The 20,194-nt window shown below is 70.4% G+C and carries 19 protein-coding genes, 2 tRNA genes and 1 pseudogene; 11 read left to right on the forward strand and 11 right to left on the reverse strand.

Annotated features, from left to right (window positions below; all coding sequences use genetic code 11):
• The first annotated feature begins 650 nt into the window (after positions 1–650).
• The 4 genes from dnaN to D7147_RS28465 all read left to right on the forward strand — a co-directional run bounded on the left by dnaN (position 651) and on the right by D7147_RS28465 (position 4,586).
• Entirely contained in the window at positions 651–1,784 is a 1,134-nt protein-coding gene (gene dnaN, locus D7147_RS28450) for a DNA polymerase III subunit beta (protein ID WP_120683112.1), read from the forward strand.
• A 38-nt stretch (positions 1,785–1,822) separates the two neighbouring features.
• Positions 1,823–2,695, forward strand: a complete 873-nt coding sequence (gnd, locus tag D7147_RS28455; RefSeq protein ID WP_120683114.1) for a phosphogluconate dehydrogenase (NAD(+)-dependent, decarboxylating) — start codon at positions 1,823–1,825, stop codon at positions 2,693–2,695.
• A 15-nt stretch (positions 2,696–2,710) separates the two neighbouring features.
• Complete coding sequence (gene recF / locus D7147_RS28460) at positions 2,711–3,844, forward strand: DNA replication/repair protein RecF (RefSeq protein ID WP_120683116.1); 1,134 nt, start codon at positions 2,711–2,713, stop codon at positions 3,842–3,844.
• 184 nt (positions 3,845–4,028) lie between these two features.
• Positions 4,029–4,586 (forward strand): DUF721 domain-containing protein, encoded by a 558-nt coding sequence (locus tag D7147_RS28465; RefSeq protein ID WP_120683194.1) that lies wholly within the window; start codon positions 4,029–4,031, stop codon positions 4,584–4,586.
• A gap of 10 nt (positions 4,587–4,596) precedes the next feature.
• Here D7147_RS28465 and D7147_RS28470 read toward each other — a convergent pair whose 3' ends face one another.
• The gene (locus D7147_RS28470) at positions 4,597–4,818 is read right to left on the reverse strand and encodes a hypothetical protein (protein ID WP_120683118.1); all 222 of its coding nucleotides are present in this window, start codon (positions 4,816–4,818) and stop codon (positions 4,597–4,599) included.
• Positions 4,819–4,920: 102 nt separating this feature from the next.
• Here D7147_RS28470 and D7147_RS28475 point away from each other — a divergent pair, with 102 nt between their 5' ends.
• Entirely contained in the window at positions 4,921–5,388 is a 468-nt protein-coding gene (locus D7147_RS28475) for a MarR family winged helix-turn-helix transcriptional regulator (RefSeq protein WP_120683119.1), read from the forward strand.
• A 42-nt stretch (positions 5,389–5,430) separates the two neighbouring features.
• Here D7147_RS28475 and D7147_RS28480 read toward each other — a convergent pair whose 3' ends face one another.
• Entirely contained in the window at positions 5,431–6,012 is a 582-nt protein-coding gene (locus D7147_RS28480) for a hypothetical protein (RefSeq protein ID WP_120683121.1), read from the reverse strand.
• Between the two features lie 529 nt (positions 6,013–6,541).
• Between D7147_RS28480 and gyrB the strand changes: the two genes are divergently transcribed.
• The 6 genes from gyrB (at position 6,542) to D7147_RS28510 (ending at position 12,514) form a co-directional block, all read left to right on the forward strand.
• On the forward strand, positions 6,542–8,488 hold the full coding sequence (gene gyrB, locus D7147_RS28490) for a DNA topoisomerase (ATP-hydrolyzing) subunit B (RefSeq protein WP_120683125.1): 1,947 nt from the start codon (positions 6,542–6,544) through the stop codon (positions 8,486–8,488).
• Positions 8,489–8,618: 130 nt separating this feature from the next.
• Complete coding sequence (gyrA, locus tag D7147_RS28495) at positions 8,619–11,138, forward strand: DNA gyrase subunit A (RefSeq protein WP_120683127.1); 2,520 nt, start codon at positions 8,619–8,621, stop codon at positions 11,136–11,138.
• A 4-nt stretch (positions 11,139–11,142) separates the two neighbouring features.
• Complete coding sequence (locus D7147_RS28500) at positions 11,143–12,003, forward strand: DUF3566 domain-containing protein (protein WP_120683129.1); 861 nt, start codon at positions 11,143–11,145, stop codon at positions 12,001–12,003.
• A 145-nt stretch (positions 12,004–12,148) separates the two neighbouring features.
• A tRNA-Ile gene (locus tag D7147_RS28505) sits at positions 12,149–12,222 on the forward strand.
• A gap of 44 nt (positions 12,223–12,266) precedes the next feature.
• The gene (locus D7147_RS33275) at positions 12,267–12,395 is read left to right on the forward strand and encodes a DLW-39 family protein (protein ID WP_222864512.1); all 129 of its coding nucleotides are present in this window, start codon (positions 12,267–12,269) and stop codon (positions 12,393–12,395) included.
• Positions 12,396–12,438: 43 nt separating this feature from the next.
• Positions 12,439–12,514: transfer RNA gene (locus tag D7147_RS28510), tRNA-Ala, on the forward strand.
• A 55-nt stretch (positions 12,515–12,569) separates the two neighbouring features.
• Here the strand turns inward: D7147_RS28510 and D7147_RS28515 are convergent.
• The 9 genes and pseudogenes from D7147_RS28515 to D7147_RS28555 all read right to left on the reverse strand — a co-directional run.
• A complete protein-coding gene (locus D7147_RS28515; protein WP_120683131.1) occupies positions 12,570–13,721 on the reverse strand; it encodes a tyrosine-type recombinase/integrase in 1,152 nt (383 codons plus the stop codon).
• On the reverse strand, positions 13,718–13,900 hold the full coding sequence (locus D7147_RS28520) for a helix-turn-helix domain-containing protein (RefSeq protein ID WP_120683134.1): 183 nt from the start codon (positions 13,898–13,900) through the stop codon (positions 13,718–13,720). The genes D7147_RS28515 and D7147_RS28520 overlap by 4 nt, the downstream gene beginning before the upstream one ends.
• Positions 13,897–15,630: a replication initiator gene (locus D7147_RS28525; protein WP_120683136.1), complete on the reverse strand. Its 1,734-nt coding sequence runs from the start codon at positions 15,628–15,630 to the stop codon at positions 13,897–13,899. The genes D7147_RS28520 and D7147_RS28525 overlap by 4 nt, the downstream gene beginning before the upstream one ends.
• Positions 15,627–16,271: a GGDEF domain-containing protein gene (locus D7147_RS28530; RefSeq protein ID WP_120683138.1), complete on the reverse strand. Its 645-nt coding sequence runs from the start codon at positions 16,269–16,271 to the stop codon at positions 15,627–15,629. Before D7147_RS28530 ends, D7147_RS28525 begins: the two co-directional genes overlap by 4 nt.
• Positions 16,268–16,903: a DUF2637 domain-containing protein gene (locus tag D7147_RS28535; RefSeq protein ID WP_120683140.1), complete on the reverse strand. Its 636-nt coding sequence runs from the start codon at positions 16,901–16,903 to the stop codon at positions 16,268–16,270. Before D7147_RS28535 ends, D7147_RS28530 begins: the two co-directional genes overlap by 4 nt.
• Entirely contained in the window at positions 16,900–18,330 is a 1,431-nt protein-coding gene (locus D7147_RS28540) for an FtsK/SpoIIIE domain-containing protein (protein ID WP_120683142.1), read from the reverse strand. Before D7147_RS28540 ends, D7147_RS28535 begins: the two co-directional genes overlap by 4 nt.
• 3 nt (positions 18,331–18,333) lie before the next feature.
• Complete coding sequence (locus D7147_RS28545) at positions 18,334–18,789, reverse strand: hypothetical protein (protein ID WP_147437462.1); 456 nt, start codon at positions 18,787–18,789, stop codon at positions 18,334–18,336.
• 89 nt (positions 18,790–18,878) lie between these two features.
• Entirely contained in the window at positions 18,879–19,304 is a 426-nt protein-coding gene (locus D7147_RS28550; protein ID WP_120683146.1) for a hypothetical protein, read from the reverse strand.
• A gap of 214 nt (positions 19,305–19,518) precedes the next feature.
• Positions 19,519–20,194, reverse strand: a pseudogene (locus D7147_RS28555) (helix-turn-helix domain-containing protein); the annotation flags it as partial.

A 20,194-nucleotide genomic window follows, 5' to 3' on the forward strand; every position in this document is an offset into this window, starting at 1 on the left:
TGTCCGTCCACCGCCCCCGCTCGTTGTCCACATCCCGTTCTCCACCGTCGGTGGATAACTACGGTCGGTCCGGGCTCCGTTACCCACAGGTTGTGGACAAACCCTGGGGACGGCGTGTGGACGGCTGGGGACAACGGCGTCGTCATCCACCGATGACGGCCGACCTGTGGGCAAGCTGTTGAAGGTTCTGGGGATGACGGCGGTCGAGACGGTCTGCGTAGTCCACAGGCCTGGGGAGAAAGTCGGTGGATTGTCGGTGGATAACCGGTGGACGACGGTGGACAACCTGGGGGCGGAGGCGGCCTGTGGACACAACCCCCGGGTTACACCCCGGTTCTCCACAGCTAAATCACCGGTGGATAACCTGTCTCACCTGCGCAAACATCGGTTCTCCACAGTTTGCACAGGTGCGATGAAGACGATGAGTTATCTCTTCTGAAAGAACAAAAACCAATCATCACCGTTGGACTTTCTGTGGATCGGGCCGGACGCTGCCTCGGCAGCGGTGAGCAGGGACTCCCTCCGTGGGGTCGGGCACACAGCCGATGTCGTCGCGACTTAAGGTGCGATGAGCACCCGCACGGTCGGGCGGGTCGGCAGGCAGCGGTCGGCATGAGAGAGTGGTCGTCGACGTCGACGCGGAGGCATTGATGAAGTTCCGAGTGGAGCGCGACGCGCTCGCCGAGGCCGTGGCCTGGACCGCGAAGAGCCTGCCCAGCCGGCCGTCCGTTCCCGTACTGGCCGGCGTGATGCTCCGGGTCACCGACGGCAACCTGCAGGTCTCCGGGTTCGACTACGAGGTCTCCAGCCAGGTGACCGTCGAGGTCCAGGGGGACGCCGACGGGGCCGCGCTGGTCTCCGGCCGGCTCCTCGCCGAGATCACCAAGGCGCTGCCGGCGAAGCCGGTGGACATCGCCGCGGTCGGGGCGCACCTCGAACTGGTCTGCGGCAGCGCCCGGTTCACCCTGCCCACCATGCCGGTGGAGGACTACCCGTCGCTGCCGGAGATGCCGGAGAGCGCCGGCACGGTCGACGCGGCCACCTTCGCTGCCGCGGTCGCCCAGGTGGCCATCGCCGCCGGGCGTGACGAGACCCTGCCGATGATGACCGGCGTACGGATCGAGCTCTCCGGATCCACTCTGGCGATGCTCGCCACCGACCGCTACCGGCTGGCGCTGCGCGAGATCCAGTGGAACCCGGACGACCCCGAGGTGAGTATCAACGCCCTGGTGCCCGCGCGCACCCTGCACGACACCGCCAAGGCACTGGGCCCGCTCGGTGGCGAGGTCACCATGGCGCTGGCCGCCGGCGGCGCGGGCGAAGGCATGATCGGCTTCGCCGGCGGGACCCGGCGTACGACCAGTCGCCTGCTCGACGGCGCCAACTACCCGCCGGTCCGCTCGCTCTTCCCGAGCAGCCACAACGCCGACGCGCGGGTGTCGGTGAGCACCCTGATCGAGGTCGTCAAGCGCGTGGCGCTGGTCGCCGAGCGGACCACTCCGGTGCTGCTCAGCTTCAGCGCCGACGGGCTGGTCGTGGAGGCCGGCGGCTCGGAGGAGGCGCGGGCGAGCGAGGCGATGGAGGCCACCTTCACCGGCGACCCGCTCACCATCGGCTTCAACCCGCAGTACCTGATCGACGGCCTCACCAACCTGGGCGCGCAGACCGCGGTGCTCTCGTTCGTCGATGCCTTCAAGCCCGCGGTGATTTCACCCGCCGGCGAGGATGGCGAGGTCGTCCCCGGGTATCGCTACCTCATCATGCCGATCCGCGTGTCTCGCTGATCGAGCCCGCAACACCCACGCACCGGAGGTAAGAACACATGCAGCTCGGCCTGGTAGGACTCGGCCGGATGGGCGGCAACATGCGCGAGCGGTTGCGCGCTGCCGGCCACGAGGTGGTCGGTTTCGACCACAACGCGGAGCTGAGCGACGTCGCCACTCTCGGGGCGCTGGCCGAGAAGCTCGAGTCGCCGCGGGCGATCTGGGTGATGGTGCCGGCCGGCGTGACCGACGAGACGATCGACGCGCTGGCCGAGGTGCTCGACGCGGGCGACATCATCATCGACGGTGGCAACTCGCGGTTCAGCGACGACGCCCCCCGCGCCGAGCGCCTCAACGAGCAGGGCATCGGCTACATCGACGTCGGCGTCTCCGGTGGCGTCTGGGGCCGACAGAACGGGTACGCGCTGATGGTCGGCGGCTCCGAGGAGCACGTCGCCCGGCTGATGCCGATCTTCGAGTCGCTCAAGCCGGAAGGCGAGTTCGGCTTCGTGCACGCCGGGCCGGTCGGTGCCGGTCACTACGCGAAGATGGTGCACAACGGCATCGAGTACGGCCTGATGCACGCCTACGCCGAGGGCTACGAGCTGCTGGCCGCCTCCGAGCTGGTCACCAACGTGCCCGGCGTCTTCAAGTCGTGGCGTGAGGGCACCGTGGTCCGCTCCTGGCTGCTCGACCTGCTCGACCGGGCCCTCGACGAGGACCCGGAGCTGGCCGAGCTGAGCGGCTACACCGAGGACACCGGCGAGGGCCGGTGGACGGTGGACGAGGCGGTCCGGTTGGCCGTGCCGTTGAACGTCATCACCGCCTCGCTCTTCGCCCGGTTCGCGTCGCGTCAGGACGACTCGCCCGCGATGAAGGCGGTGGCCGCGCTGCGCCAGCAGTTCGGCGGGCACGCCGTTCGTAAGCGCTGACGGTAACCACAACCTGTGTACGTCCGCCGGCTGGAACTGGTCGACTTCCGCTCGTACGAGCGGGTCGGCGTCGACCTGGAGCCGGGGGCGAACGTCCTGATCGGGGCCAACGGCGTCGGCAAGACGAACCTGGTCGAGGCGCTCGGCTACGTGGCGACCCTGGACAGCCACCGGGTCGCCACGGACGCGCCGCTGGTGCGGATGGGCGCAAGCTCGGCGGTGATCCGCTGCGCGGTCGTGCACGACGGGCGGGAGCTGCTCGTAGAGCTGGAGATCGTTCCGGGCAAGGCGAACCGGGCACGGCTGGGCCGTTCGCCGGCCCGCCGGGCCCGGGACGTCCTCGGCGCGCTGCGGCTGGTGCTCTTCGCCCCGGAGGATCTGGAGCTCGTCCGGGGCGACCCGGCGGAGCGGCGCCGCTACCTGGACGACCTGCTGGTCAGCCGGCAGCCCCGGTTCGCCGGGGTGCGGGCCGACTACGAGCGGGTGGTCAAGCAGCGCAACGCCCTGCTGCGCACCGCGTACCTGGCTCGTAAGACGGGTGGGTCGCGGGGTGGTGACCTCTCGACGCTCGCCGTCTGGGACACCCACCTGGCCCGCCACGGGGCGGAGCTGCTCGCCGGCCGGCTGGAGCTGGTCGCGGCGCTGACGCCGCACGTGGCGAAGGCGTACGACGCGGTGGCCGCCGGGCGTGGTGCGGCCGCCATCGCGTACCGGCCGTCGGTGGAGCTGACCGAGCCGACCGTGGACCGGACGGTGCTCGCCGAGGCGTTGACGACCGCGCTGGCCGAGTCGCGGTCGGCGGAGATCGAGCGGGGTACGACGCTGGTCGGCCCGCACCGGGACGAGTTGGCCCTCACCCTCGGTCCGCTGCCCGCGAAGGGGTACGCCAGCCACGGCGAGTCCTGGTCCTTTGCGCTGGCGCTGCGCCTGGCCGGGTACGACCTGCTGCGCGCCGACGGGGTCGAGCCGGTGCTGGTGCTCGACGACGTGTTCGCCGAGTTGGACGCAGGACGCCGCGAGCGGCTGGCCGAGCTGGTCGCCGGGGCGAGTCAGCTGCTGGTGACCTGCGCCGTCGACGACGACGTGCCGGCGGCCCTGCGCGGCGCCCGGTACGAGGTGGGCGAGGGGACGGTACGCCGTGCCGAATGATCCGGAACGGATGCCGGAGGGGCGCCCGCAGGCGGGGCGACGGAGCCGCACCGCCTCGACCGGTGACCCCGGTGCGCGTACCGAAGCGGGTGGCGTGCCGGGCGGCGGTGGCCCCGGCGCCCGACGGGGCGGGACCGCGGCGGACGGTGGGGCCACCCCGGGCTCCGGCACCCGGCGGGACGCGGTGCCCGAGGCGGGCCCGGCGGGCGACGGCGCCGAGGCGGGCGGGTCGGACGGAGTGTCGGGGCCGCAGCTGGCGCGGGCGGTGCTGGACGCGGCGAGGGCCCGGCGGGAGTCGACGGCGAAGACCCGCCGGCGGGCCGCCCCCGGGGGAGCCGGTGGTGGCGAGCGGAGGCTGCGCGGCTACTCGGGCCCCGGGCCGGATCCGCGTGACCCGCAGCCGCTGGGTGCGGTGCTGAACCGGCTGATGAAGGCCCGCGGCTGGCAGCAGCCGGCCGCCGAGGCGACCGTCTTCGGCGCCTGGGAGCGGGTGGTGGGGCCGGAGGTGGCCCAGAACAGCCGCCCGGTCAAGCTGGAGAACGGTGAGCTGACGGTCGAGGCCCGCTCCACCGCCTGGGCGACCCAGCTGCGCCTGCTCGCCGGCTCACTGTTGAAGCAGATCGCCCGGGAAGTCGGTCACAACGTGGTGCGCAAGCTGCACATCCACGGTCCGGCGGCGCCGTCGTGGTCCCGCGGGCCGCGCCGGGTCCGTGGCCGCGGCCCACGCGACACGTACGGCTGATCGCGGCGGCTCAGCCGCCGTTGCGGGCCTCGCGCGCCGCGCGCTTGCGTTCGCGCTGCTCCCGGCTGTAGCGCTTGCGGTTCTCCAGGTCCTGCTTCCACAGTTCCCGGGCCATCGCCGAGCCGCCCTGGACGGCGCCCTGGACCTCGGCCGGGCCGGCCAGGTGCCGGTACGCCCACCTCATGAGCCGGCCGCCCTCACCCGGTGCCGGGACCGGCTTCTGCTCACCCATGCCACCCACCTCCCTGATGGTTGGACCCCCAACAGTTGGTGTACCAATTATTGGGGCACCAAATGACGGTACGATAGCACCGGTCTACGAGGGAGGCGAGCAGTGCGCGACGAGGTGGCGGGGCGGGATCCGCTGGCCCTGGAGGAGCAGGTGTGCTTCGCGCTCTCGGTCGCCGCGCGCAGCGTCGTCGCGGTCTACCGCCCGCTGTTGGAGCCGATGGGGCTGACCCACCCGCAGTACCTGGTCATGCTGGCGCTCTGGCAGCGCGCCCCGCTCTCCGTGCGCGAACTCAGCCGGCTGCTGCAGCTCGACCCGGGCACCCTCTCCCCGTTGCTGAAGCGGCTGGAGGCGACCGGTTACGTCCGCCGGGAGCGGGCGGCCGGCGACGAGCGCAGCCTCGCGGTCACGTTGACCGCCGCCGGGGCGGCGCTGCGGGCCCAGGCGGAGCAGATCCCGGCCGCGGTCGTGGCCCGGCTCGGACTTCCGGTGGCGGAGTTGCAGCAGCTGCACGCCGCGCTGACCACCGTGATCGCCGCCGCGAACCGGGCCGGCGCCGAGCCGGCCTCCTGAGGAGCGGACCGGGCTCGCTTCGGCGGACCGGGCCGGCCGCGGTCAGGAGTGGGTGGCCCGGCGTGGGGCGGCGGACTCGGCGTAGACGGCGAAGCCCCGGTCGGCGCAGCGCCGGTAGAACGCGGCCAGGACGCTGAGCTCGGCGCAGGTGAAGTTCCACTGCGGCGGCTCGCCGCTCTCGTCGCGCAGCGCGTCGAGTCGCCCATCCAGCCAGCGCAGCTGCTGCTCGGCGAGGCGTCCGTCGGCGAGCAGCTTGCCCAGCACCTCGCTCACCGACTCGAACGTGACCGCCTCGCCGTACGCCCGGTGCCCGGCGACGAAACGCTCGATGCCGTCGGCGATCCAACCGCAGCCGTCCGGGTCGATCACCGGATCCTCGTCCTCGGCCGCGGCGTCCGTGGCGTAAAGCACACCCTCCAGGCCGAGCAGCAGATCGACCAGCTCCGTGTACCCGGTCGCGCGGACCGTGCCGGTCTTGGCGATCAACTCGGCCAGCGCGGCTGTCGGCGCGGAGATATTCGGCAGATCGACGATCTCGCCGAAGTCGACGAACTCGGCCGGCGCGACCGGATCGTAGAAGCGGCCGGTACGCGGCCAGTGGACCGCGACGTTGTCCAGCCCCATCTGGGGTCACCTCTTAACAGCACGTGTGGGGTCGATCGACTCGATCGTCCGGTTCCGGGCCAGAAAGATCAAGTCCTGTCGGGGACCGCCGCCAAGGTACGGCACCACCGCCCACTCCGCGACCCCTCGACCCGCCCGACCCCGGGTGCACCCGCGAGCGGCCCGGCCCGTCGATCTTGGCTTCTTGCGTGGGGGGAGTCGCGGACGCGGCGATTCGGCCCGCTACGGAGTTCTCAGCCGCTTTGCGAGGGTGCCGAGTGGCGGTTCTACCCCCAACGCACAGTAAGATTGGCGTAGAGACGAAGACCCGATGCGGAGCGAGGAGACCCGGGCCCCAGAAAGGGCCCGCGATCATTGTCCACGTCGGGTTGAGCCGATCGCGATCCGCGGGCAACCGCGGCGACCGGCGCGTACCGACCCGTGACCGGACTATCCGGTGCCGGTCCGCGCCGACGTCGCGTCCTGTCCGCCGAACCCCGCGCCCGAAGCGCCCACCTGCGGTGCTGACGGTGCGAGAAAGTGGCCGAGGGTGGCAGCGCAGGACAACCAGCAGTACGGCGCAGAATCGATCACCGTTCTCGAAGGGCTTGAAGCGGTCCGGAAGCGGCCCGGTATGTACATCGGGTCGACCGGCGAGCGGGGTCTGCACCACCTCGTCTGGGAGGTAGTGGACAACGCGGTCGATGAGGCCCTCGCCGGCTACTGCGACACCATCGACGTGGTGCTGCTGGCCGACGGTGGCGTCCGGGTGACCGACAACGGTCGTGGCTTCCCGGTCGACCTGCACCCGAAGCTGAAGAAGCCCGGTGTCGAGGTGGCGCTCACCGTGCTGCACGCCGGTGGCAAGTTCGACGGCAAGGCCTACGCGGTCTCCGGCGGCCTGCACGGCGTCGGCGTCTCGGTGGTGAACGCCCTCTCCACCAGGATGGCGGTGGAGATCCAGAAGGACGGCTTCTACTGGCGGCAGCAGTACGCCAACTCCAAGCCCAGCCCGCTGGAGAAGGGTGAGCCGACCGACCGGAGCGGCTCGGCGGTCTCCTTCTGGCCGGACGCGACGGTCTTCGAGACCGTCGACTTCGACTTCCAGACCATTTACCGGCGCCTCCAGGAGATGGCCTTCCTCAACCGCGGCCTCACCATCCACCTGCTCGACGAGCGGGTCGCGGAGGGTGAGGAGGGCAAGCCGCGCGAGGTGACCTTCCTCTACAAGGGCGGTATCGCCGACTTCGTCCGGCACCTCAACGCCTCGAAGAACCCGATCCACCGGACGGTGGTCGAGTTCGGCGCCGAGGAGGAGGGCATGTCGGTCGAGATCGCCATGCAGTGGAACGAGTCGTACGGCGAGTCGGTCTACACCTTCGCCAACACGATCAACACCCACGAGGGCGGTACCCACGAGGAGGGCTTCCGGGCCGCGCTGACCAGCGTGGTCAACCGGTACGGCACCGACCGCAAGCTGCTCAAGGGTGACGAGAAGCTCTCCGGCGAGGACATCCGCGAGGGGCTCGCGGCGATCATCTCGGTGAAGCTCGCCAACCCGCAGTTCGAGGGGCAGACCAAGACCAAGCTCGGCAACACCCCGGTCAAGAGTTTCGTGCAGCGGGTCTGCAACGAGTGGCTGGTCGACTGGTTCGACCGCAACCCCGCCGAGGCGAAGACCATCATCCAGAAGGCCTCCCAGGCGGCCCGGGCCCGGATCGCCGCGCAGCAGGCGCGCAAGCTGGCCCGGCGCAAGTCGCTGCTGGAGTCCGGCTCGATGCCCGGCAAGCTGGCCGACTGCCAGTCCACCGACCCGCGCGAGTCCGAGGTCTTCATCGTCGAGGGCGACTCGGCCGGCGGCTCGGCGAAGCAGGGTCGCGACCCGCGGACCCAGGCGATCCTGCCGATCCGCGGCAAGATCCTCAACGTGGAGAAGGCCCGGATCGACCGGGTGCTGAAGAACAACGAGGTCCAGGCGCTCATCACCGCGCTCGGCACCGGCATCCACGACGACTTCGACATCGAGAAGCTGCGCTACCACAAGATCGTGCTGATGGCGGACGCCGACGTCGACGGTCAGCACATTCAGACGCTGCTGCTCACCCTGCTCTTCCGCTTCATGCGGCCGCTGGTCGAGCTGGGGCACGTCTACCTGGCCGCCCCGCCGCTCTACAAGATCAAGTGGAACAAGCGGGGCGACGACGCCCAGTACGCGTACTCCGACCGGGAGCGCGACGGCCTGATCGCGCTGCGCCAGCAGCAGAAGCCGAACGCGAAGCCGGACGACATCCAGCGGTTCAAGGGTCTCGGCGAGATGAACTACCCCGAGCTGTGGGAGACCACGATGAACCCGGCGACCCGCACCCTGCGTCAGGTCACGCTCGACGACGCGGCAACCGCCGACGAGTTGTTCAGCGTGCTCATGGGTGAGGACGTCGAGGCACGCCGGTCGTTCATCCAGCGCAACGCCAAGGACGTCCGGTTCCTGGACATCTGACGGTCGCCGGCGGGTCGGCCGGACATCCACCGATCGACCCGCCGGTCCACAGAGTTATCCACAGCTAGGCCGGTTTCCACAGCGGTTATCCACAGCACGAAAACGACTCTCAGTCTGATAAGGGTAAACAGTGACCGATTCTCCCGAGTCCACACCGAACGAGCCCGAGGCCGCCGAGGCCGCCGGTGCCGTGGTCGCGCACGACCGGATCGAACCGGTCGGGCTCGAGGTGGAGATGCAGCGCTCCTACCTCGACTACGCGATGAGCGTCATCGTCGGGCGTGCGCTGCCGGATGTCCGGGACGGGCTCAAGCCGGTCCACCGCAAGATCCTCTACGCGATGTTCGACTCCGGCTACCGGCCGGACCGCGGCTACGTGAAGTGCTCCCGGGTCGTCGGCGACGTGATGGGTCAGTTCCACCCGCACGGCGACTCGGCGATCTACGACGCGCTGGTCCGGATGGCCCAGCCGTGGTCGCTGCGCTACCCGCTCGTCGACGGCAACGGCAACTTCGGCTCACCGGGCAACGACCCGGCCGCGGCCATGCGGTACACCGAGTGCAAGCTCGACCCGCTGGCCATGGAGATGCTGCGGGACATCGACGAGGACACCGTCGACCTGCAGGACAACTATGACGGCCGGGCCAAGGAGCCCACCATCCTGCCGTCCCGGATCCCGAACCTGCTGATCAACGGCTCCGAGGGCATCGCGGTCGGCATGGCCACGAAGATCCCGCCGCACAACCTGCGCGAGATCGGCGCGGCGGTGCAGTGGTGCCTGGAGAACCCGGAGGCCGACGAGGCGACCACCCTCGAGGCGCTGCTGGAGATCGTCAAGGGCCCCGACTTCCCGACCCACGGCCTGATCGTCGGCCAGGCCGGCATCCAGGACGCCTACCGGACCGGCCGCGGATCGATCCGGATGCGGGCCGTGGTGGAGGTCGAGGAGGACAAGCGCGGCCGCCCCGCGCTGGTCGTGAGCGAGCTGCCCTACCAGGTCAACCCGGACAACCTCGCCGAGCGGATCGCCGATCTGATCAAGGAGGGCAAGCTCGGCGGCATCGCCGACATCCGCGACGAGTCCTCCGGGCGTACCGGCATGCGGATCGTGCTCGTGCTCAAGCGCGACGCGGTCGCCAAGGTGGTGCTCAACAACCTCTACAAGCACACCCAGCTCCAGGAGACGTTCGGCGCCAACATGCTGGCGCTGGTCGACGGGGTGCCGCGCACGCTCAACCTCGCCCAGTTCATCCGCTACTACGTCGAGCACCAGATCGAGGTCATCCGCCGGCGCACCGCGTTCCGGCTGCGCAAGGCGGAGGAGCGGGCCCACATCCTGCGCGGTCTGTCCAAGGCGCTGGACGCCCTCGACGAGGTGATCGCCCTGATCCGGCGCTCGCCCACGGTCGAGGACGCCCGGCAGGGCCTGGTCCGGCTGCTGGAGATCGACGAGATCCAGGCGACCGCGATCCTGGACATGCAGCTGCGCCGCCTCGCGGCGCTGGAGCGGCAGCGGATCCTCGACGACCTGGCCAAGCTGGAAATCGAGATCGCCGACCTCAAGGACATCCTCGCCAAGCCCGAGCGGCAGCGGAAGATCGTCTCCGAGGAGCTGGGCGAGATCGTCGCCAAGTGGGGCGACGACCGGCGGACGAAGATCATCCCGTTCGAGGGCGAGGTCTCGATGGAGGACCTCATCGCCCGCGAGGACGTGGTGGTCACCATCACCCGCACCGGGTACGCCAAGCGCACGCGGGTCGACCAGTACCGCTCGCAGCGCCGAGGCGGCAAGGGCGTCAGCGGCGCGACCCTGCGCCAGGACGACATCGTCAGCCACTTCTTCGTCTGCTCGACGCACGACTGGATCCTGTTCTTCACCAACCAGGGTCGGGTCTACCGGGCCAAGGCGTACGAGCTTCCGGAAGCCAGTAGGGTGGCCAAGGGCCAGCACGTGGCCAACCTGCTCGCGTTCCAGCCCGATGAGCAGATCGCACAGATCATCGAGATTCCGAACTACCAGGTGGCTCCCTACCTGGTACTGGCCACGAAGAACGGCCTGGTGAAGAAGACGCGGCTTGAGGAGTTCGACTCCAACCGTTCCGGCGGCATCATCGCCATCAACCTGCGCGATGAGGACGAGTTGGTCGGCGCTGCGCTGGTGGGGCCGGAGGACGACCTGCTGCTGGTCTCCAAGAAGGCGCAGGCGATCCGGTTCAACGCCACCGACGAGGCGCTGCGGCCGATGGGTCGTGCCACCTCGGGCGTGATCGGGATGCGCTTCACCGAGGACGACGTGCTGCTGGCCATGGAGGTCGTCCGGCCGGGTCTGGACGTCCTGGTCGCGACGAACGGGGGATATGCGAAACGTACCCCCATCGAGGAATACCCGGTCCAGGGCCGGGGAGGTAAAGGCGTGCTGACTGCGAAGATCACAGAGCGACGCGGTGGTCTGGTCGGCGCGGTGGTGATCGATCCGGACGACGAGCTGTTCGCGATCACCAGTAACGGTGGCGTCATCCGGACTCCCGTGAAGCCTGTACGCCGTACGCGTGACCGGAACACAATGGGGGTCAAGCTGATGGACCTTCCGGACGGCGTGACTATCGTGGCGATTGCTCGCAATGCCGACGAGCCTGACGAACAGGACTAGTTGAATGACGGAGACACAGGCGAAGTCGGGGAACGCGGGGTCCTCGGCCAACCCGGTCGACGAGGAGGCCGCAGGAGGCGGCGCATCGGCGACCGGCCGAGCGGCCGTGGGCCGCGCGACGGTCCCCGCCGACGCGCCTGCCCCGAAATTCACCCGGGCTCCCGGGATGACACCGCCGCCGGACAAGCCGACCGACGACGAGGGGTCCAGCGAGAAGACCCAGGCGGTGCCGGCCGAGGCGGCCAAGGCGGCCGCCGCCCGGCCGTCGAGCAGCAGCACCCAGCAGATCCCGGTCCGGGCCGGCGCGGCCAGCACCGGCACCCAGACCCGGGTCAGCGGTACGGCCAATCCGGAGGCCACCCGGCCGGGACCCGGGGGCCGGCCACCGAACGGCGGCAGCCTCCCCGCCGGCCTCGGCAACCCGTCCGCCGTCGGGGCGGCGCGGGTGGGTGACGCGGTACGCGCCGCGCGTTCGTCCGTGAGTTCGGCCGCGTCCCGCGGACCGCGCCGGGCCCGGCTGAACCTGAAGCGGATCGACCCCTGGTCCGTGATGAAGTTCGCATTCGCCGTCTCGGTGGTGCTCTTCATCGTGGTCGTGGTGGCCACCTCGGTGCTGTACCTGGCCCTGGACGCCATGGGCGTCTTCCAGAGCGTCAACGACAGCCTCACCGACCTGTTCAACGCCGGCGGGCAGAGCACGGACGGCTTCCAGGTCACTGCGAAGGGCGTGATCCTCAGCTCGGCGCTGATCGGTCTGGTCAACGTCGTGCTGTTCACGGCGCTGGCCACCCTCGGGGCGTTCGTCTACAACGTCTGCGCCGACATGGTCGGCGGAATCGAGCTGACCCTCGCCGAGCGGGACTGATCGACATCGGACGCCGGGGCGCCGCGAAAAGCGGTCGTCCCGGCGTTCGGCGTTCCGGTAGGTTCGACGGCGACGGGCAGCGCGCGGGGCCACCCCCGATTTGGGGCGGCGCGCGCGGATGGGTTAACCTTGCTCGTCGCTACGCGGGGCTATAGCTCAGTCGGTTAGAGCGCAGAGCTGATAACTCTGAGGTCGCTGGTTCGATTCCAGCTAGCCCCACCGCACGTCCTCCGACGGCCAGTCGAGCGCAAGGGGTCACCCCAATGGTCAAGAAGCTTCTGATTCTCGCCGGTGTCATCGGCGTGGCCGCGGTCGTGGCCAAGAAGATCAAGGCTTCCAACGACGAGCGTGCCCTCTGGCACGAGGCGACCACCGCGCCCGACCTGCGCTGAACCGACCGTCGGCCACAATTGACCAGCGGCGTCGTCCGCTTCCGGGGCCCTAGCTCAACTGGCAGAGCACTGCCTTTGCAAGGCAGGGGTTAGGGGTTCGAGTCCCCTGGGCTCCACCAGCACTTTCCTTGGTTGATCTCGGTCGCGAGTACAGCCATTTGTACAGCCAAGCGGTCATGCCGTTCCCTCCTCGCCCAGCAGTCGATCGATGGCCGAGGCAGCCTGACGAGCTCGCGCGGGCAGGACATGGCCGTAGGTGTCGGCCGTCATCCGGATCGTGGAGTGTCCAAGCAGCTCCATGACGGTCCGCAGCTCCTCCCCCTGGTCGAGCAGGAACGTGGCGAACGCGTGCCGCAGGTCGTGCAGGTGCAGCCAGTCCAGGTCGGCCGCCGCGCGGAGCTGCTCGAAGCGCCGGTTGACGTTCCGCGGCTCCATCGCGGTACCGATGGTGCTGGCGAAGACCAGGCCCAGATCCGACCACACCTCCCCGGCGGTGAGCCGCTCCCTGGCCTGGCGCACCCGCTGTGACTCCAACGCCCGCACAGCCAACGCAGACAGCGGCACCGGCCGGCTGGACCGGTGCGTCTTCGGCGGCACGAACTCCAGGCCGCGATCGGTCCGCTGGAGCGTTTGCCGAACGAACAGCGCCCGCCCGGACAGGTCGATATCCGACCAGCGGAGGCCCAACAGCTCAGCCCGCCGGAGCCCGGTCGCCAGCGCCAGGACGAACAGCGATTCCAGCCGGTCTCCGGTCAGCACCGACAGCAGCGTCTTGGCTTCCTCGGGCGTCAGGGCGCGTCGCTCGATCCGGCCGAGGGCCGGCGGCTTGGCTGCCTTGGCGACGTTGCGGGGCACCAGGTCCATCCGCTCAGCGTCGGCCAGTGCGACCCGCAGCACGGCGTGCACCTTGATGATGCTGGCCGGCGCGAGCTTGCCCCGCAGCCCGGTCAGGAACCGCTGCACGTCCCGAGGCGTCAACCGGTCGAGCTTCACCCGACCCAGCCCCGGCACCAGGTGCTTGCTCACCGCCAAGCGGTAGCGCACCAGCGTTGACGGCCGGGTGCCGTCGTGCGCCTTCACATCCCGCAGCCACTCGGTCAACCAGGCTTCCACGGTCCGAGGTTGCGCGGTGAGGTCGACGCCGAGCTGGAGTTGGCGCCGCAGCTTGTCCCGCTTCCGGACCGCCTCAGCCTCGCTCTTGGCGTAGACGTACTTCCGCTTCCGCTTTCCGTCGATCCAACCGAGGTCGACCACCGCCGCCCACACACCCGGCCGCTGCTCGTACACCGAGCCCTCACCATGAGAACGCCGACGCCGACCGGTCATGCCGCGAACTCCTCATCAGCCGACAGGAACTCATCGATCGCCGCCAGCGGGATCAGGCGAGCCCGGCCAGCCTTGATCGAACGGAGCCGCCCCGAGCGCATTAGCACGTAGACGGTGTCCCGGCAGACGCCGAGAAGCGCCGCAGCCTCAGCGGGTCGGACGCTCTTTCTCTCCGTCACGCGCCTGCTCCTTCCTTGTCATCGGACGGGTTGGTCGCAGTTGCCGAAACATCAGGCGGGTCGGCGGCCCGTCTCGCCGCGTTGAGCTGGACGCGCCATTGGATGCGTTCCGAGATCGCCCGCAGGACCCGATGTCCGAGCGGGGCAACGTCCGGGTCTGTGGGCTTGGCGAGTTCCCACGCGTGCCGTACCACGTCGGAGCCGGCCGGGGCGGTGGCTGCGTCGGTGGTGACGCCGAGCAGGGCCTTGACCCACTCCTTCCGGTCCGCCCGGTGGTCGGTCAGCGTCTTGCCGGACCACTGCCGAGAAATCAGAACGCGGCGCCCACCGATGCCGAGGGTTTCCCGCTTGTGGACCTTGTTCTTGCAGTTGCCCGGCCGCAACCCAGGGCGAGCCTTCTTCGGCTGGACGCCGTAGAGCAGCCAGTTGGCGCACCGTTCCGAACACGGCGTGTGGCGCAGCTCTTGCCAGAGGCGTTCGAGGTGGGCGCGCTGCCGGCTGGTGGTCACGTCGTGGCAGTCGGCGGCCTGCTTGGTCAGGTACTTGGTGATGTAGCCGACGCACCGGTCGGCGTCCTTGGTCCCGGCGAGTACGCCCTTCGCATCGACCTGAACGCCGAAGCGGACGACGTGCACGGGTTCCGCGTCGGGGTCGGCGTCGACCAGGTCCAGGGCGTCATCCCACGACGGCAGCAGATCCCCGGTGGTCGGGTCGGTGTAGCCGGCGGCGTCGGCGTTCCACTGCGGCGCCCTTGCCGGTTCGTAGATCAGCTCGTCGGCGGCCGGCCACCACACCTGGTGATACGTCGCGGCCGCAACCTGCCGGACCAGCGCGCGGGGGATAGTGCCCCGGATGGCGAAGTGTGCGTGCGGGGCGAGGCGTCGTTGCGGCTCGACGGCACCGGCGTACTGGACATTCCAGCCGACCGCGCGGCGCAGGTTCTGCCAGAACCGGTCCAGCAAGCGGGGGAAGTGCACGGCATCCCAGGCGGCCCGCCGGTAGTCGTAGGTGTCGGGGTCGACCGGCGTCCCATCGGAGTGAACGCGGCCGTAGGAGCCGAGGGTGAGGGTGAGGAACATCGACGGCCGGAACACCTGCCCGCCGTGGCCCTCGTAGGTCCGCCCGACCGTGCGGTTCTCGACCTGGAGGCGGGGCAGGTCGGGGGCGTCCTGTCGGCGCTTGGTCGACCGGACCCGCCGCTTGCCGTCGCCGTCCTCCTGGTCGTCGGTGGCGTGCGGGGGTGCGGGTCGGCCCCGCATGCCCTCGGTGGTGATCTGGCCTTCCAGCTCGGCGATGGCGTCGTCCAGGTCGGCGACCTGATCCCACTGGGAGGCGCGGGCGGATTCGTCGCGGGCGAACTCGAGATGCGCGCGGGCGACGATCAGGCCGCGTTGCGCATCAGTGGCCGGGGCGGGGCCGGGGTCGGGTTCGTCGTCGCGGTGCCAGCCCTCCCGGATCTGCTGCTGCCGCAGCCGCCGGGCACGGGTGGCGCAGGCCGGGCACTTGGCCTCTTGGGTGGCCCCGCAGGGCATGTCGATGACCTCGGTCTGCCCGGAGTCGAGGTCGGTGCGGCGCAGGGACACGGGGCGGGTACAAACCCCGTAGTCGGCGGCGAGATCGGCCACGACGTCGACGGAGCGGGGCATGAGCATCCGGGCGGCCCGGGAGCCCGGCCTCGGCTCCACCACGGGGGCGGGTTCGAGGCCGGGCAGCGTCGGGGTGAGGGTCATCGGCCCACCCCCAGCGTCGGGGCGAGGTCGCGGACCCGCAGGGTGGGGCGGGGGTCGGTGGTGGTGTGGTCGTCGCGGAGCGGGTCGAAGGCGGCGACGCCGGTCCGGGTGGTCTTGGCCCGGTACATGGCCGCGTCGGCGTCGCCCAGGGCGGCGGCGAGCCCGGCCGGGTGGGCGGGGGCGAGGCCGATGCTGGCCGTCACCGACACCGCGATGCCGGAGGGAAGCCGGACCGGCGTGGCGATGGCGGCGGCCAGCTGGCGGGCAGCCGCGGCCGGGTTCGGGTCGAGGAGCAGGGCGGCGAACTCGTCTCCGCCGAGGCGGGCGGCGACACCGTGAACGGTGCGCAGGCGTTGCGCGACGGCGGTGAGCACGATGTCCCCGGCGGCGTGGCCGTGGGTGTCGTTGACAGGCTTGAAGCCGTCCAGGTCCACTACCAGGACCCACGGGCGCAGCGGGGCGAGTTGGGTCCAGGCGTCGGCCAGCCCGGTGCGGTTCGCCAGGCCGGTGAGCGGGTCGCGGCGGGTGGCGCGTTGCAGGGCGGCGAGTTCGTAGCGGGCGGCGGATAGCCGGTACTGGTCCCAGCAGAAGACGGCGAGGCCGGTTACCAGGAACAGGGTCGAGAAGAAGTGCTCTTTCATCGGGTCACCTCCCGAGTCAGCGGAGTGCCGTTACGGACGAAGGCGGCCGGCGGCACCGGGGCGACCGGTGCCGTGGCGGGACGGGTCGGCTCGACCGGGACCAGGACCATGGGCTTAGGCTCGACAGCCGGCGTCGACTCGACGGGCGGGGCCGGCCGCTCGACCGGCCGAGCCGGCGGGGTGACGACCGACGCAGCCGGGGCGGGGGCGGGTTCGTCGGCGGGTTCCGGGGCGGGTGTGGTGGTGAGGATGAGCTTGGACAGGCCCATGAAGGCGAGGGCCGGCACAGCAGAGAGCAGCCAGCCGGACAGGCCGGGCTTGGCCACGGCGAGCTGCGCGGCCAGAGACAAGGCGACGGCGGCGACTAGCAGGAACATGGGGTAGCGGATCGAGCCGCCGGTGCGCTTGCGGCGGCGGATGGTGAGCAGGGCGGCGACGGGGACGAGTTCGGAGATGACGGCGTTGGCCCAGCCGAACCACGCCCCGGTGCCGGCGGGGCTGTTGTCGAGGGTCCAGTCTTTGACGTGGGTGAACGAGGCGGCCCCGGCGAAGCCGGCCACGGCCAGGAGGATGAGCACCAGGACCAGGCCCTCGACACGTTCGGCGCGGTTGTGGGTGGGGTGAGGCTTCATGCGGCACCGTCCAGAAATTCGCCGTCGATGACGCGGAGGCGGCCGTAGGTGTGGGCCATGTCGCGGATCTCGTCATCGGACAGGTACGAGAACCGCACCCGCATCGGAGTCGGGTCACCGTCGATGGCCACGAACCCGACACCCGGCAGGCTTTGCGGGATCCGGTCGCACAGTGCGCCCCGGTCGCGCATCCCGTCCCCGAGCACCAGGTCCACTTGTGCGGCTTCGGCGAGGCGCAGGCCGATGCGGGTGGGGAACAGGTCGCGGAACGGCAGCACCTCTTTGCGGGGGTCCTGGATCGCGGCGACGACGTGGACGCCGACCGCGCGGCCCTGCGAGAGCAGGATCGAGAGGGCGGCCTTGATCCGGTCCTTGAGCTGCCGGTCGGTCAGGTAGGCGGTGAGATTGGCCAGCTCATCGATGACCAGGACGATGAGCGGCTCATCCGGCGTCGGCGTGTGCTGCCGGGTCCGCCCGTAGAGCTTGCTCGCCCTGTCCTTGGCGACGGCGGCGGCTTCCTCGATCAGCTCGCACATGGCCGTGTAGTCCTTGCACGCGAAGCGGGTGAACATGGGTGCGCCCATCCCGAGTTCCATGCCGCCCTTCGGGTCCAGGCCCCAGATCTGCACCAGCCCGGAGGCGACCCCGGCGGCGAGCGAGCGGACCACGGACCAGATGACCGAGCCCTTCCCGGAGCCGGTGGCGCCCACGACCAGGACCTGAGTCCCGAACAGCCGCAGCTCATACCCGTCGCCGTCCTCCCGCCGACCGACCGGCAGGGCAGTGAACTCCGGCACCGCCGGTACCGGCACGGGGCGGACGAGCTTGGCGAGGGGGTCACCGCGGAACAGGTGCAGCAGCACCACATCCGGCCGCCCACCCGGCACGGCCTTGACCTGCCGGACACCGAACGTGTGGGCGAGGCGTTCGGCCACCTTGGCGAAGTCGTCGGGGATCTGCCCGGTGACCATTCGAACCGCCACCACGTCGACACCGCCGCCGCAGCGGACGCGCTTGAGCACGGGCAGGACGGTGTGCCGGTCGAAGGAGACGGCGAGTTTGGCGGTCACCATCGCGGCCATCCACTTCCGCCGGTAGGCCATGCGGCGGTAGCAGGCCAGGACCGGCCACCACCCGAACCGCAGGAACGACGGCCGGTGCCCGAAGGCCCAGCCGGTGGCGACGACGGCGACGAGGGCGAGGAAGCCGACCGGGCCGAGCCAGTCCCACCGCAGGTAGAGCCAGGTGAAGAACACGGCCGGAGTGGTGACGTACCAGAACCGCACCGCCACGACGACCAGACGGACCAGAGCCTTGAGGGTCCACCAGGTCAGGGCCAACCACATCGGGACGCGGATGAACGGGGTACGCACGTTGATCGGCGCGGAGTCGATCCGGTCACCCCGGATCACGTTGACCAGCGGCATCGATCAGCCCTCCCGCAACGAGGCGAGCAGCGAACCCTGCCCCGGAGCGACCGGCCGACGACGCACCACCCGACGACGCGGCGCCGGACGGGCGGGCATCAGCGCGGCCAGGTCCACGGGACCGGACAGCGGGGCGGGTACGTGACGGGTCATAGTCGGCAACCAGCGGCCACGGCCGAGCACCGCCCGCAGGTCGATCCGGTCGGAGACGTGCGGGGCGATCAGGTCGGGGTCGAGGTGCCGCAGTTTGACCACGGTCCGGGCGAGGGCTGCGGCGGCGGCGGAGATCTCCACCAGGGCGGCGACCCGGACGGCGTCGGCGGGGATGGTGGTGTAGACCTCGCGGGCGGCCCGGATACCGGGGCCGGCGAGGCGCATGACGGTGCGGCGGTGCGTGGTGCGGCGGGGGGCGGGGCGCGGATTCCCGGCGATGCGGGCAGCCTCAGCTAGCGTGGGCATCAACCCACTCCTTTCAAGGGAGACGAGGGTGAGGCGCGGGGCGGGAGTCGTCTTGGCGGAGGAAGCCCGCCCCGCGCGTTCTGTTCTGGTCAGGCCGCCTGCTTCACGGCCGCGGGCTCGCTCATGGCCCCGGCGCGGATCGACCACGCCTGCCGCGCCCGGCACTTCCCCGAGCCCTTGCACCGCTGCGAGTCCACGTACGGGGTCAGGGTCACGTCGGTGAACTGCACCGCCGGCGGGTAGCCGGGGATCTTCGACGCTGGCGGCACCGGCTGCACCGGGGCGGCGATCTTCACCTTGACTTCCTTGGAGCCGCCGAACTTCCCGGCCTCCGGGTCCAGGTCCAGGACCTTGACCACCCACAGGCGCTCGCCCGACTCCTTGTCGCGGGCCTGGTCGTCGCCCTGGCCGCGCTTGTCGAAGTCCGTCACCGGCTCCACACCCAGGCACAGCGCACCGTGCGGGAACACGTAGTCGAACGGAACCGGAACCTTGATCGTGTTCGGGACAGCCACTGTCCACTCCCTCTCATCTGCCGCCGACCTTCGGCCGGCTTCGGCGTTTGCTACGGCTCGCGCCGCATGCCATCACGCTAGCCGCACTTTTAGTACGGGGCAACACTTTGAGTGTGGGAGATTGAAGATCGCGCATAGAAATCGCCCGCTACCAACCGGTTGGGTTGGTAACGGGCGATTGGGTTGGGAGCAGGCTCGTCCTACGTGGACTCGCTCAGCTCAGGCCAAGCCGGTCCGCAAGTTCACGAAGGCCCGGCTCGTCGGCCTGATCCGACCGCAGCATGTCCGTCACGAGCCGTTGCACCAGTGGATGAGCCGGCGCTTGCTCCGGCGCCACCTCGACTGCACGAGAAAGCGTCTCGACCACACCAGCCACGTTCCGTCGCTGAGCATGAGCGCGAGCCACATCGATGAGGAAGCGGCCCTGTCGCTCAGCCGAGAGGCTGGACGGATCCACGTTCGCAGCTCCCCGCAGCGCCCGACCCGCGTCCCCCAGCTCGACCGCCACCGCAACCTCGTGAAGCGCGACGTTGGTCGGGCCGAACTCGGTGTTGTAGTCGTTCCTGTCCACGCCGAGCCGTTCGGCCGCACGGCGGGCGATCGCGAGCTCGTCGTAGGCCGCTTCCGCATCGTTGCGGCGGGCAGCCACCACGGCTAGTTGCAGGTGGAGAGCACCCCAGATCGAGAGCGCTTCCGGCTCACCCGCCTCCGCCCGGTCCTCCAGGGCGACAGCCGCTGTAGCCGCCGTCTGCTGTGCACGGTCAAGTCTCCGAGCGGCCTGGAATACCAGCGTCAGGCGAAACGCTCCCTCGGCCATAAGCAGTGTGTCTCCGGAGCGCTCGGCGGCACTGATCGCCCGGTCGGCGGCCACCCATGCTGCGCCCGGTTCG

It is taken from the genome of Micromonospora musae (genome assembly GCF_003626545.1).
Taxonomy (GTDB): domain Bacteria; phylum Actinomycetota; class Actinomycetes; order Mycobacteriales; family Micromonosporaceae; genus Micromonospora; species Micromonospora musae.